General features: G+C 66.2%; 11 protein-coding genes. 8 read left to right on the top strand and 3 right to left on the bottom strand.

The annotated features are described in order from the left end of the window. The first annotated feature begins 100 nt into the window (after nucleotides 1-100). Both ABV518_RS17745 and ABV518_RS17750 read left to right on the top strand, forming a co-directional pair. Complete coding sequence (locus tag ABV518_RS17745) at nucleotides 101-241, top strand: hypothetical protein (protein ID WP_165478350.1); 141 nt, start codon at nucleotides 101-103, stop codon at nucleotides 239-241. Next, complete coding sequence (locus ABV518_RS17750) at nucleotides 238-1,392, top strand: N(5)-(carboxyethyl)ornithine synthase (RefSeq protein ID WP_367769505.1); 1,155 nt, start codon at nucleotides 238-240, stop codon at nucleotides 1,390-1,392. The genes ABV518_RS17745 and ABV518_RS17750 overlap by 4 nt, the downstream gene beginning before the upstream one ends. Before the next feature lie 39 nt (nucleotides 1,393-1,431). On the opposite strand, the gene ABV518_RS17755 is transcribed toward ABV518_RS17750, so the two are convergent. Then, on the bottom strand, nucleotides 1,432-2,799 hold the full coding sequence (locus ABV518_RS17755; RefSeq protein WP_367769508.1) for an MFS transporter: 1,368 nt from the start codon (nucleotides 2,797-2,799) through the stop codon (nucleotides 1,432-1,434). A gap of 164 nt (nucleotides 2,800-2,963) precedes the next feature. Here ABV518_RS17755 and ABV518_RS17760 point away from each other — a divergent pair, with 164 nt between their 5' ends. Together ABV518_RS17760 and ABV518_RS17765 are read left to right on the top strand one after the other, a co-directional pair. Continuing rightward, a complete protein-coding gene (locus tag ABV518_RS17760; protein WP_131134618.1) occupies nucleotides 2,964-3,818 on the top strand; it encodes a LysR substrate-binding domain-containing protein in 855 nt (284 codons plus the stop codon). 271 nt (nucleotides 3,819-4,089) lie between these two features. Continuing rightward, nucleotides 4,090-4,308: a hypothetical protein gene (locus ABV518_RS17765; protein ID WP_242633488.1), complete on the top strand. Its 219-nt coding sequence runs from the start codon at nucleotides 4,090-4,092 to the stop codon at nucleotides 4,306-4,308. A 116-nt stretch (nucleotides 4,309-4,424) separates the two neighbouring features. On the opposite strand, the gene ABV518_RS17770 is transcribed toward ABV518_RS17765, so the two are convergent. Together ABV518_RS17770 and ABV518_RS17775 are read right to left on the bottom strand one after the other, a co-directional pair. Next, a complete protein-coding gene (locus ABV518_RS17770) occupies nucleotides 4,425-7,943 on the bottom strand; it encodes a bifunctional proline dehydrogenase/L-glutamate gamma-semialdehyde dehydrogenase (protein ID WP_367769513.1) in 3,519 nt (1,172 codons plus the stop codon). Nucleotides 7,944-8,343: 400 nt separating this feature from the next. After that, a complete protein-coding gene (locus tag ABV518_RS17775; protein WP_367769515.1) occupies nucleotides 8,344-9,807 on the bottom strand; it encodes an amino acid permease in 1,464 nt (487 codons plus the stop codon). A gap of 155 nt (nucleotides 9,808-9,962) precedes the next feature. On the opposite strand from ABV518_RS17775, the gene ABV518_RS17780 reads away from it, so the two are divergent. The 4 genes from ABV518_RS17780 to ABV518_RS17795 all read left to right on the top strand — a co-directional run bounded on the left by ABV518_RS17780 (nucleotide 9,963) and on the right by ABV518_RS17795 (nucleotide 13,135). Continuing rightward, entirely contained in the window at nucleotides 9,963-10,889 is a 927-nt protein-coding gene (locus tag ABV518_RS17780; RefSeq protein ID WP_367769518.1) for a LysR substrate-binding domain-containing protein, read from the top strand. Nucleotides 10,890-10,986: 97 nt separating this feature from the next. Continuing rightward, entirely contained in the window at nucleotides 10,987-11,412 is a 426-nt protein-coding gene (gene panD, locus ABV518_RS17785; protein ID WP_310168075.1) for an aspartate 1-decarboxylase, read from the top strand. A gap of 52 nt (nucleotides 11,413-11,464) precedes the next feature. Further along, nucleotides 11,465-11,965, top strand: coding sequence for an AEC family transporter (locus ABV518_RS17790; protein ID WP_367769521.1), 501 nt, complete (start codon nucleotides 11,465-11,467; stop codon nucleotides 11,963-11,965). Nucleotides 11,966-11,986: 21 nt separating this feature from the next. Next, nucleotides 11,987-13,135, top strand: a complete 1,149-nt coding sequence (locus tag ABV518_RS17795) for an FAD-dependent oxidoreductase (RefSeq protein ID WP_367769524.1) — start codon at nucleotides 11,987-11,989, stop codon at nucleotides 13,133-13,135. Nucleotides 13,136-13,141 lie beyond the last annotated feature (6 nt).

Raw genomic sequence — 13,141 nt, forward strand, 5'->3', positions numbered from 1 at the left:
GTGCCCATCGGCCCCGTCCCGCAGCCACCCACGGCCCGTTAGGTGCTGCCGTGTATCGTCAGAAGTCAGGAACCTCTTCGGTTCCGCTACAGGAGCAAACATGGCTGACAAGTCCCCGCGTCAAGCAGCATCCAAAAAAGCCGGCAAGTCCATCAAGGAAAAGCGCGCCGACAAGCGCGCAGCCGCAGCGCCGGCAAGCTCCCTGGACATCACGTCCAGCAAGGCCGCCAAAAAGAAGTGAGTGGCAGACAGACCCAGCTGAGCCTGGGAGTCCTGGCCTCCACCCGGAAACCGGACGAGCGCCGCCTTCCCATCCATCCCCTGCACTTCGAGCGCATTGCCCCGGAAGTGCGCGAACGCATCATCCTGGAGCAGGGCTACGGCGAGCGCTTCGGCATCTCGGATGGCCACCTCTCCACCCTCGTGGGGAAAATGGCCACCAAGGAAGCGCTGCTGGCGGAGGCCGACGTCGTACTCCTGCCCAAACCGCAGCCGGAAGACCTCGCGGAACTGCGCGACGGCCAGGTCCTCTGGGGCTGGCCGCACTGCGTCCAGGACCGCGCGATCACCCAGCTGGCCATCGACAAGAAGCTCACGCTGATTGCGTTCGAGGCCATGAACCACTGGGCCAGCGACGGCGGTTTCGGCCTGCACGTGTTCCACAAGAACAATGAGCTCGCCGGGTATTGCTCGGTCCTGCACGCGCTGGCGCTGACCGGCTCAACCGGCGATTACGGGCGGCGCCTCAGCGCCGTCGTGATCGGTTTCGGCGCCACTGCCCGCGGCGCGGTGACTGCGCTGAACGCCCACGGCATCCACGACGTCCAGGTACTGACCAACCGCGGAGTCGCCGCGGTGGGCGCCCCGATCCACTCGGTCAACATCGTGCAGTTTGATCACGACGCCGAAGCCCCCTTCCTGAGCCAGGTCATCACAGAGCGGGGCCGGGTTCCGCTGGCACCGTTCCTGGCCGAAAGCGACATCGTGGTCAACTGCACGCTGCAGGATCCGAACAATCCGCTCACCTACCTGCGGAGCGAGGACCTGGCGGCGTTCAGCCCGGGCAGCCTGATTGTCGATGTGTCGTGCGACGAGGGCATGGGCTTCAGCTGGGCGCGGTCCACTACGTTCGCCGAGCCGATGTTCACCATGGGCGACCACATCAGCTACTACGCGGTGGACCACAGCCCGTCCTACCTCTGGAATTCATCCAGCTGGGAGATCAGCCAGGCCGTGCTGCCTTTCCTGGAGACGGTCATCGGCGGCCCGGAAGAGTGGGACGCTAACGAAACCATCTCCCGGGCCATCGAAATCCGCGACGGCGTGGTCCTGAACAAGGACGTGCTGGAGTTCCAGCAGCGCCGGGCTGAGTACCCGCACCTGGCCGTTTAGCATCACGGCAGGTAGCCGGGTCAGCTTAACAGGCCCTTCTTAGGCCGCCGCCGGCCGGTTGACGATCCGCACCGGGTGGCGGCGGTCCTTCAGGTCGACCCTGAGCTTCAGCGCACCCTTGCGGGCCAGGACGACGCCGACTGTCAGGGCCGCGAGCGCCGGCACCCCGCCGGAGACGAGCAGCGCCACGTGCGGGTCCAGGTGCTCGGCGATCCAGCCGAGCATGGGCCCGCCGATGGCCTGGCCGCCGATCAGCACCATGATGTACAGGCTCATGACCCGGCCGCGGATGCCCATGTTGGAGCTGATCTGGACCAGCTGGTTCGATCCGGTGAGGAACATCAGGCACCAGAAGCCGGACAGGACCATCACCACACTGAACCACAGCATGGACGGCGCCAGCGCGGCCAGGCACAGCATCAGGCCGTACATCCCGGCGCAGAACACCACCGAGCGGAGCCGCAGCTGCCGGCGCCTGGTGGACGCGACGGCACCGCAGAGTGCGCCCAGCGCGACCAAGGCGTTCAGCAGGCCGTAGCCGCCGGCGCCGACGTCGAACACGTGGTCCGCGAACGCCGCCAGCAGCACCGGCAGGCTCATGGCGAACACCGCGATGAACCCGGCCATCAGCCATGGCCAGTAGATGGTCGGCTTGCTCAGGGCGTACTGCAGCCCCTCGCGCAGCATGCCCTTTTTCTTGGGTGCGGGCGTGCTGACGAACAGCTGGTCCTTCCGCAGGAGAAGCAGCATGGCCACGGTGGAGCAACAGGCCAGCGCATTCGCGGCGAAGGCCCAGCCGGCTCCGACGGCGGTGAGCATGAGGCCAGCGAGCGCCGGGCCGATCAGCCCGCCCAACTGGAACGTGGTGGAGTTAACGCTGATGGCGTTCCGGAGGTATTTCGGTCCCACCAGCTCATTGACGAAGACCTGCCGCGCGGGCTGATCCAGCACGGTGACCAGGCCCAGCACCAGGGCGATGACGTAGACGTGCCAGACCTGCACCGCGCCGCTGAGGGCCAGGACAGCCAGCGCCGCGGCGAGGACCCCGGCCATGCACTGGCAGACAATGAGGATCTTCCGCTTGGCGAACCGGTCCGCCATCATGCCTCCCCACGGGCCCAGGAGGAGCGAGGGCATAAACTGCAGCGCCACGGTGATACCCACTGCGGTCACCGAGCCGGACAGTTCCAGGACCATCCAGTCCTGGGCAATCCGCTGCATCCAGATGGCGATCACCGCCACAAAATGGCCGATGGCGAAGATGCGGAAGTTGGGGACCTTCAGGGAGATGAACGTGTGCTTCCAGGGGAGCCGTTCACTGACGACGGCGATGGGCTGGGTTTCGGAACTGGCGGAGTCGATGACGGGCTGGCTGACGGTTGCCGACGATGGCGGTGGGGGTGCCACAGGGGTGTCCTCAAGTAAACGGGCGGGCTGGGATGCCCTTAACGCTAGGCTGACAACGCATGATTATGTAGGGTTATTGTGTCTATAACTCGCATTGCGGAACGTAATAGCCCGTTCCGGGCCACCTTCAGGCGGCCGGCATCAGGCAGCCAAAGGAGCCACCCGTGTTCGAACCCGCCCAGCTCCGTTCCTTCCTCGCCGTGGCGGAAACGCTCAGTTTCACCAAGGCGGCCGAACGGCTGGGGCTCGCGCAGCCCACCGTCAGCCAGCACGTGCGGAAACTGGAAGCGGCCGCCAAGCGTGTCCTGGTCACGAGGGACACCCGCGACGTCCGGCTGACAGACAACGGGGATGCCATGGCCGGGTTCGCCCGCACCATCCTCTCCGCCCACGATGCCGCCTCGCGCTACTTCTCCGGCTCCGCCATGCGCGGCCGGTTGCGTTTCGGCACCGCGGACGACCTCGCCATCACGGGTCTGCCCCGGATCCTGCGCGAATTCCGGCAGATCTACCCCCAGATCAACCTCGAACTCACCGTCGGCCAGAGCGACCAGCTGTACAAAAGGCTCAACGCCGGCCAGCTGGACCTCGTCTTCGTGAAGTGGGTGGCCGGAGCCAAGGACGGCACGGTGGTCCAGCATGATTCCTTCTCCTGGGTGGGGCTGGAGCAGACGTCGCTGGAGCCCGGAAATCCGGTGCCGCTGATCGCATACCCATCCCCCAGCCTCAGCCGGAAACTGGCCATCGACGCCCTGGAATCCCACGGCCGGACCTGGCGGATCACGTGCACCACCCGGCAGATCAGCGGCGTGCTGGCCGCTGTCAGGGCCGGCATCGGCGTCGCGGTGATGCCGTCGTCGCTGGTCCCGGAGGACCTGAAAATCATCACCCGGCGCTTTGACCTCCCGCCGGTGGGGGACGTCGATTTCACGCTGATCCGCAACCCGCTGGCCAACGCCGAAGTCATCGATGCCCTGACCCAGGCCATCGTCGGAAGGACCCTGAAAAAGTCGGCATAGGGCGTCCCGGCGCCTCCCTAATCCGGAGCGTCAGGGCTGCGCCTTCGCCAAAACCATTGATGCCGAAGCCCGCATCGCCTATGCTGGATTCCCATGGGTCAAGCAGAGGCCGGTTTTGACACAACGAGCGCGCGCCTGCAACCCATGGGCCGGTCGCGCTCGGGATAGGCAGCCAATGAAGACAGCCAGTAACTCCCATCTCCACTCAGCACCTCCACGTCCGCACACCGCACGGCCACAGGTCTCACACCATTCCCATTTTGGGGCAGGAATGCCCACAGCCGAGTCCGAGTACGTCGGCAAGCCCACCTGTGACAACTGCGGCACGGACGAATTCATCTATCTGGAGTCATACATTCCTCCGGTCTACCGGCGTGACGGGGCGGTCAGGACACTGGGCGAAGTCGCCTACACCTGCACCCGTTGCGAACAGTTCTCCGCCCACAGCGTTCCCGCGTCGTGGACTCCCCCGGGCTGGTACCTGGGCTAACTTCCAAGGTCTTAGGGCTCGCACCACACGCAGCCGACCCCCTACTACAGCGAAAGGCCCGGCGGCCACCCTGAAGGTGGCTGCCGGGCCTTTCGCTTGTCCGGGTTTTGGGTGCCTTAGATCAGGGCATCGGAGAGGTGGTTCGGGGTGCCGAAGCGGTGGGCCGTGATGCTGATGGCCTGCTCGTGCAGGAACGGCAGCAGCTCCACACGTCCGGCCTCGGTGACCGGGTGGGCGTAGATCGCCAGGTCCGGGCGGCCGTCGGTGGCCTCCGCCAGGGCGGTTGCGTCGCCGCCGATCAGGCGGATCCGCGCACCGGAGAGCTTGCCCGCCTTGGCGAGGCGGGCCGCTGAAGCCAGCCAGCCGGCGTCGGACTCCACCGTGACGGTGATGTCCAGGCCGGTGAGCACGGAGCCGAGCTGGGCGGGAAGTTCGACGGCGGTGGACACTGTCAGTGCCGAACCGGCCAGGGTTCCGGCGGCCACGGTCCGCGCCAGGTGGGCGAGCGGGGCACCTTCGGAAAGCCGTACGGTGACCGGCAGCGCACGGTAGCGGAAGATGTTCCGCTCAGCGCTCAGGCCGGAGACGTCCTTGGCGGTGCCGAACTCGTCGGCCCAGGCCTCGGCGTCGGAGGCCAGCGAACGCTGCAGGGACTCAAGCCCGGCCGGCTGCAGGGAGCCCGCAGCCGCGTCGAGGATGCGGCGGACGGCCGCGTTGCTGACGGCTGCCGTGGCGGACGCTTCGGCGCTGACCCAGTCGCCGAGGCCGGCCAGGTAATTGGGTCCGCCGGCCTTGGTGCCCGCGCCCACGGCGGACTTCTTCCAGCCACCGAACGGCTGGCGCTGCACGATGGCACCGGTGATGCCGCGGTTGACGTACAGGTTGCCGGCCTGGATGGAGTCCAGCCAGATGCCGAGCTCGTCCGGGTTCAGCGAGTGCAGGCCGGCGGTGAGGCCGTACTCGATCTGGTTCTGGATGGCGATGGCTTCTTCAAGGGTCTCAGCCGTCATCACACCAAGTACCGGTCCGAAGAATTCGGTGAGGTGGAAGTAGGATCCGCGGCGGACGCCGTGGCGGACCCCCGGGCTCCAGAGCCGGCCGGTCCCGTCCAGCTTGCGCGGTTCAACGGCCCAGCTTTCGCCTTCGCCGAGAGTGGTGAGCGCGTTCAGGAGCTTGCCGTTGGCGGGCTCGATGATCGGGCCCATCTGGCTGGTGGGGTCCTGTGGGTAGCCCACCTTCAGGGAAGTGACGGCGTCGACCAGCTGGTTGTGGAACCGCTTGGACTTGGCCACGGAGCCCACCAGGATCACCAGGGAGGCTGCGGAGCACTTCTGGCCGGCATGGCCGAAGGCGGAGTACGCCACGTCCTTGGCGGCAAGATCCAGGTCAGCGCTGGGGGTGACGATGATGGCGTTCTTGCCGCTGGTCTCAGCCAGGAGCGGCAGGTCCTTGCGGAAGGAACGGAACAGCTCGGCGGTTTCGTAGCCGCCGGTAAGGATGACGCGGTCCACGGCGGGGTGGGAGATCAGCTGCTGGCCGAGCTCACGCTCGCCAAGCTGCACCATGGTCAGCACGTCCTTCGGGACGCCTGCTTCCCAGAGCGCTTCGATCATCACGGCACCGCTGCGGCGGGCCTGCTTGGCGGGCTTGATGACGACGGCGGAGCCGGCGGCGAGTGCCGCGAGGGTGGACCCCGCGGGGATGGCGACCGGGAAGTTCCATGGCGGAGTCACCACGGTGAGCTTGGCAGGAACGAACGTGGCGCCGTCGACCTTTTCCAGCTTCCGCGCGGACTCGGCGTAGTAGTGCGCGAAGTCAACGGCCTCGCTGACCTCGGGGTCGCCCTGGTCGATGGTCTTTCCGGTCTCGCTGGCCATGACCTCCAGGAGGTCGGCGCGGCGGGCCTCCAAGACGTCGCCGGCGCGGTGCAGGATCTCGGCCCGCTCGTCGCCGGACAGGGCGCCCCAGGCCTTACCCTTTTCGACGGCCGTTTCGATGACGGTGTTGAGGGTGTCCGCGTCGGTGATGGTGGCGGCGTCTACGGCGGCGTTGCCCAGGGTGGAGGACGGGATACGGCCCAGGATGGCGCGGCCCCAGTCGCGGTTGGCGGGCAGCGACGGGTCGGTGTCCGGGGTGTCCTTGAACGAATCGTGCGGCAGGGGCTGCGGCGGGAGGCTGCGGTTCTGCTGGCGGTTGGCCGGCGGCACGGCGTCGTCGAGCCTGTCCAGGGAGGCGAGGAAGCGCTGCTTCTCACGTTCGAAGAGGACCTCGTTCTCGCTCAGCTCAAACACGGCGGACATGAAGTTGTCCTGGCTCGCGCCCTCTTCGAGGCGGCGGATCAGGTAGGCGATGGCGACGTCGAACTCGGCCGGGTGCACCACCGGGGTGTAGAGCAGGAGCGAGCCGACATCCTTCTTGACGGCTTCGGCCTGGCCCTGCGCCATGCCCAGCAGCATCTCGAATTCGATACTCTGCCGTGCGGTATCCGCGATGCCGCGCTGCTTGGCCAGCAGCCAGGCGAAGGCGATGTCGAAGAGGTTGTGGCCGGCAACGCCGATCCGGACGTTCCTGATCCGGTCCGGGTGCAGCGAGTAGTTGATGACGCGCTTGTAGTTGGTGTCGGAGTCCTGCTTGGTGCCCCAGGTGGCGAGCGGCCAGTCGTGCAGCGAGGATTCGACCTGTTCCATGGGCAGGTTGGCGCCCTTGACCACGCGGACCTTGATGGCGGCGCCGCCGTTGGCGCGGCGCTCCGCGGCCCAGTCCTGGAGCCGGATCATGGCGGAGAGTGCGTCGGGGAGGTAGGCCTGGAGCACGATGCCGGCTTCGAGGTTCTTGAACTCGGGCTTGTCCAGGATCCTGGTGAAGACCGCGATGGTCATGTCCAGGTCCTTGTATTCCTCCATGTCCAGGTTGATGAACTTGGCCTTGCTTCCCTTGGTTGCGAAGGAAGCGGCGCGGGTGAAGAGCGGGGTGAGCTTCTCGACGACGTGCTCCACCGCTTCGTCGAAGGCCCATGGCGAGTGCGGGGCCACGGTGGAGGAGACCTTGATGGAGACGTAGTCCACGTCGGGGCGGGCCAGCAGCGTGTGGGTGCCTTCGAGCCGGCGGGAAGCCTCATGCTCGCCCAGGACTGCTTCGCCGAGGAGGTTGACGTTGAGCTTGACGCCGTCCTTGCGGATTTTGGCGATGGCCGGGCCCAGCTTGGCGTCGGTGGCGTCCACGATCAGGTGGCCCACCATTTCGCGGAGCACCTTGCGGGCGATCGGGATGACCACCTGCGGCAGGACCGGTGCCATGGCACCGCCGAGCTGGACAGCGCTGCGCATGTACCAGGGCAGGAACGCCGGGACCTTCGGCGCGAGGGCCGCGAGGTTGCGGGCGGCGACGTTCAGGTCCTCCGGGCGGACCACGCCGTCGACGAATCCGACCGTGAAGTCCAGGCCGTTCGGGTCCTTCAGCACGCCGGCGAGCTGCTCGGCCGAAGCGTCCACGGGAACCTTCGAAGCCTCCGTCAGCCAGCGGCGCACCAGCGCGATGGTTTCCGCCGCGAGGGCACGCGCCTGGGGCACGTCAACGTCAGCTGTGCGGGGCGCGGATCCGGCGTTCACACCGGGCTCCATAGCAATGTTGGTCATGGCTGCAACTCGTTCTTTCCGTGGGTTCTGAGGAGGTCTTATTCATCAGTATGAGCCTGCAATCACATAAGATAAAGCGATGTTTTCTAAGCAATACAGGTTAGAAAACCCAACTCTTTATTTTGCCGTCCGATCGGTCAGGAATCCCCCGGACCCTCTCTCACTTCCTGCATCTTTTGGGCCAACCCTCTCTCACTTCCCGCAAGTTTTTGGGCAACCATCTATCACTTCCTGCGGGTGTTGGGCCAACCCTCCTTCACCCCACAAACAGATGAACCCTCCCCCACATGATGTGAGAGAGGGTTCATCATTTTTGCCCCAAAAGTGAGGGAGCGTTTGGAAAAAACCTGTAGGAAGTGAGAGAAGGTCCCCGAGTGGGCAGGATGGTCCCGTGAGTGGGTCAGCCGATGGGGCGGTGCATTTCCACTGCTTCCTCATGGCGCGGGCTGTTCGGGTTCATCAGCGAGTTCTTCTTGCCGTAGAAGAAGTAGATGGCAAGCCCGATGACCAGCCAGACGCCGAAGCGTGCCCAGGTCTCCCAGTGCAGCTGGAACATCAGGAAGGCGGAGGCCAGCACGCCGAAGGCGGGGATGCCCGGCATGAGCGGCAGGCGGAACGTGCGCGGGGCGTCCGGCTTCTTGTAGCGGAAGATGATCACCGAGAAGCAGACGACGACGAAGGCGGCCAGGATGCCGATGTTGGTCAGGTCGGCGACGGCCTTGATGGGAAACACTCCGGCCAGCAGGGCCGAGGCGACGCCGGCGATCCAGGTCACGCGCTGCGGAGTTCCGTGGCGGTCGGTCTTGGCGAACCAGCCCGGGAGCAGGCCGTCGCGGCTCATGGAGAACCAGACGCGGGTGACGCCCAGGAGGAAGGTCAGCATCACGGTCAGGATCGACAGGACTGCGAACACCGAAATGATGGTGGCAATGATCGGCAGGCCCACACCGGTGAACGCGGAGGCGAAGCCGGCCTTGGGGTCGATGTCCTTGTAGTTCTGCATGCCGGTCAGCACCAGGGTGGCGGCCACGTAGAGCAGCATGGCGATGATCAGGGACAGGATGATGGCCTTAGGCATGTGCTTCTTGCCGTCTGTAGCCTCTTCTGCCGCAGTACTCATGGCGTCGTACCCGAACACCGCGAAGAACACAGTGGCCGAGCCCGCCAGGACCGGTCCAAAGCCGCTGGGCATAAACGGGTTGTAGTTGTTGGTGTCGATGTAGAAGATACCCAGGCCGATGATGAAGAGAATCAGGATGACCTTAATGGCAACGGCCACCAGCTCGAACCGGCCGAAAGCCTTGGTACCGCGGGAAAGGATCCAGGTCACCAGGAGGCAGACCATGATGGCGGGGATGTTCACGATGCCGCCCTTGCCTTCATCCGGCGTGGACGTCATCCAGATGGGCATGTGGATACCGATGCCCGACAGGAACGCATCGAAGTAGCCCGAAATACCGATGGCCACCACGGCCACAATGGCAATGTACTCCAGCAGCAGGTCCCAGCCGATGAACCAGCCGATCACTTCACCGAGCGCAACGTAGCCGTAGGTGTAGGCCGAGCCGGCGCGGGGAATCATCCCGGCGAACTCGGCGTAGGACAGCGCTGCCGCGGCGGAGGCCAGTCCTGCGATAAGGAACGAAACCAGCACCGCAGGCCCCACGCCGGGTGAGCTTTCACTGCCCGCGGCCACCAGGCCGGCGAGCGAGAAGATGCCGACGCCGATGATGCCGCCGACGCCAATGGCGGTGAGCTGCCACAGGCCGAGGGATTTGAACAGTCCACTGTGCTTGTTTTCTTCTTCAATGTCGTCAATGGGCTTGCGCCGCAGGATCGACTGCGTCATGTCTTTGGTGCTCATCAGGAACTCCTGGTTGGGGATGCGGCCCCATCACGGCGCCCTTGTGACGGGCTGTGACGGGGGTAACTCAGGTACTACAGTATGCAAGCGCTGTTGCATTAGATAAAGTGAATACTTCTAACCAATATTCATTAGATTCATCAAGGAATGTGGCTATGCTCGATGTCCGCCGCCTCAGGCTGCTGCGAGAACTGAAGATCCGGGGCACGCTGGCCGAGGTGGCCGAGGCGCTGCAGTACAGCCCGTCGTCGGTCTCCCAGCAGCTGGCCCTGCTGGAAAAGGAAGCCGGGGTGGAGCTCCTCCGGAAGACCGGGCGGCGGGTCCAGCTGACTCCGCAGGCAGAAGTCCTCGTGGCACACACCGCCCAGCTGCTCGAAACACTGGAACAGGCGGAGGCCGATCTGGCCGCCTCGCTGACCACCGTCACCGGCACCGTCCGCATTGCCGTGTTCCAGTCGGCGGCCCTGGCCCTGATGCCGGAGACCCTCTCAAGGATGGCCACGGCGTACCCCGAGGTCCGGATCGAAATGATCCAGCGCGAGCCCGAAACTGCTCTGCATGAGACATGGGCCCGGGACTTCGACCTCGTGATCGCCGAGCAGTATCCGGGCCACGCCGCCCCGCGGTACCCGGAACTGGACCGCATCAAGCTCACCACCGACGCCATCCGGCTCGCGGTCCCGCCGGCATCCCCGGCCCGGCCCCGGATTACCTCCATCGAGGACACGGCCGGACTGGCCTGGGTGATGGAGCCGCGCGGTGCCGCCTCCCGCCACTGGGCCGAACAGGCCTGCCGGAGCGCCGGCTTCGAGCCCGACGTGCGCTTCGAGACCGCCGACCTGCAGGCCCAGATCCGGCTCATCGAGTCAGGGAACGCCGTGGCCCTGATGCCGGACCTCGTCTGGACCGGCCGCGGCACCACGGCCCAGCTGCTGGACCTGCCCGGCAACCCGCACCGCACGATCTTCACCTCCGTGCGCCGCTCCAGCGCGAAGCGGCCGGCCATCCTCGCGGCCCGCGAGACCCTGGACATCACCGCGGAATCGGTGCGGAATCCCGACGGCGGCCAAGGGCTTCAGTGAGCATTCCCGCCATGCAAGACGTCTCCGTGACGCCCCGCGCACCAGTGTTTCCTGCGTCACTGCGCGATCAGGACCCCGACGCTAGACTGATCTGGTTATGAATCGCACAATGTTCAAGTCCAAAATCCACCGGGCCACCGTCACGCACGCTGACCTGCACTACGTTGGTTCGGTCACCGTCGACCTGGACCTGCTGGACGCTGCCGACATCCTGCCCGGTGAGCTAGTTGCCATTGTGGACGTCACCAACGGCGCCCGCCTGGAGACCTACACCATCGCCGGCGAGCGCGGTTCAGGGGTCATTGGCATCAACGGGGCCGCCGCGCACCTGATGCACGAGAACGACATCGTCATCCTGATCACCTACGCCCAGATGACCACGGAAGAGGCCAACGCCTACACCCCGAAGGTTGTCCATGTAGACCAGGACAACAGGATTGTGCAGATCGGAAACGATCCCGCGGAGGGCCACACCCCGGGACTGATGCGCCCCCCTTTCGCCCTTAACAACGCCGTCCTGTAACCAGGAGCGTGAGACCTGGCCCTGACTGGCGCTGCGCCTTAGGAGATCATCCTTGTTAGGCGTGCTCGCGGGCTTTTTTGTTGTCTGGTGCATCATCCTGGTGGGCTGGTTTGTGGGCCGGCGGAAGATCCTGGGCGAGAACGCACGCCAGGTCCTCAGCGGCCTGACATTCTTTGTGGCCAGCCCTGCGCTGCTCTTCGAAACCCTCAGCAAGGCACGGCTGCAGGAAGTCTTCGCGGAGCCGCTGCTGGTAACGGCCGTGGCAGCGATCGCCACGGCCGCGATCTTTTTTGCCATCGCCAAGTTCCTGCTCAAGCGCGCGCTGCCGGAAGCCCTGATGTCCTCCATGGCCGCTTCGGTTTGTGGTGATGATCCTCGGGAAGGGCACGCGCTCTTCGCCGTCGTGGTGACGTCCGTCCTCCCCACCGCCCAGAATGTCTTTGTGGCCGCCAGCCGGTACAAGACCGGCCTGACCGCGGCCAAGGACACCGTGCTGCTCACCACGGTGGTGGCCGTGCCCGCCATGATCGGCGTGGCGCTGCTGCTCGCCTGACCCGAACCTGAGGAGGAACAGATGGGAACAATCCTGGACACTGTGGTGATCGGCGGAGGAGCCATGGGATCGGCCGCCGCCTGGGCCCTGGCCCGCCGCGGCCGGCAGGTCACGCTGCTGGAGCAGTTCGCGCCCGGACACCGCATCGGGGCGTCCCACGGCACCACCCGCAACCTGAACCCGGGCTACCACCGGCCGGAATACGTGGCCATGCTTGCCGAAGGGCTGGCGCTCTGGGACGAGCTGGAGCAGGACAGCGGCGAACAGCTCCTCACCCGCACCGGCATCGTCAACCACGGCCCCGATCCGCGCCTCCCCCAGGTGCAGGCCGCGCTCACCGCGGCAGGCATCCGGGCGGAGTCCCTCAGCCCGGACGAGGCAGCCGAACGGTGGCGCGGCATCCGGTTCGACCAGCAGGTCCTGCACATGCCCGACGGCGGCCAGCTGAACCCCGAAGCAGCGCTCCCCGCCTTCCAGCGGCTCGCCAAAGCCCGGGGCGCCGAGATCCGGCACCGCACCAAGGTGGTGGCACTGGACATCATGGACGACGGCGTCCGGCTCACCCTGGAGTCCGACGGCCCCGGCGCGTCAGGCGGAACCGAGGTGGTCACCGCCGCCCAGGCAGTGGTGACGGCGGGCGGCTGGACGGCGAAACTGCTCGCCGGTGCGGCCGGAAACGGAAAGCTGCGGATTCCCCGGCTCAGGGTCACGCAGGAACAGCCGGCCCACTTCCGCGTCGCCGACGAGGGCGCCGTGTGGCCGGGCTTCAACCACACGCCGGGAACCAGCACGGCCTACAAAGGCTGGTACTCCCCGGTCTACGGCATGCAGACGCCGGGCGAAGGCATCAAGGCGGGCTGGCACGGTGTGGGCCCGGGGGTGGACCCGGACAAGCGGTCCTTCCTGCCTGAGCCCGTCCAGCTCGCGGCCCTGCAGGACTACGCGCAGACCTGGCTGCCGGGCGTCGACGCCAACTCGCTCGAGGCCATCAGCTGCACGTACACCACCACGCCGGATGAGGACTTCGTCCTTGATCGGATCGGCCCCGTGGTCATCGGCGCTGGCTTCTCCGGGCACGGCTTCAAGTTCACGCCCGTGGTGGGCCGGATCCTCGCGGACCTGGCCACCGGCACCCGGCCAGCGCCGCAGATCTTCTCCGCCGCCCGCTGACCGCCC

The sequence above is a fragment of the Arthrobacter sp. HS15c genome (genome assembly GCF_040812005.1).
Taxonomy (GTDB): Bacteria; Actinomycetota; Actinomycetes; order Actinomycetales; family Micrococcaceae; genus Arthrobacter.

Excerpts from the sequence above, each read along its gene's own strand:
- ABV518_RS17745 (WP_165478350.1), top strand. The coding sequence starts at position 101 with ATGGCTGACAAGTCCCCGCGTCAAGCAGCATCCAAAAAAGCCGGCAAG.
- ABV518_RS17765 (WP_242633488.1), top strand. The coding sequence starts at position 4,090 with ATGCCCACAGCCGAGTCCGAGTACGTCGGCAAGCCCACCTGTGACAAC.
- ABV518_RS17770 (WP_367769513.1), bottom strand. The coding sequence starts at position 7,943 with ATGACCAACATTGCTATGGAGCCCGGTGTGAACGCCGGATCCGCGCCC.
- ABV518_RS17775 (WP_367769515.1), bottom strand. The coding sequence starts at position 9,807 with ATGAGCACCAAAGACATGACGCAGTCGATCCTGCGGCGCAAGCCCATT.
- ABV518_RS17780 (WP_367769518.1), top strand. The coding sequence starts at position 9,963 with ATGCTCGATGTCCGCCGCCTCAGGCTGCTGCGAGAACTGAAGATCCGG.
- panD (WP_310168075.1), top strand. The coding sequence starts at position 10,987 with ATGAATCGCACAATGTTCAAGTCCAAAATCCACCGGGCCACCGTCACG.
- ABV518_RS17795 (WP_367769524.1), top strand. The coding sequence starts at position 11,987 with ATGGGAACAATCCTGGACACTGTGGTGATCGGCGGAGGAGCCATGGGA.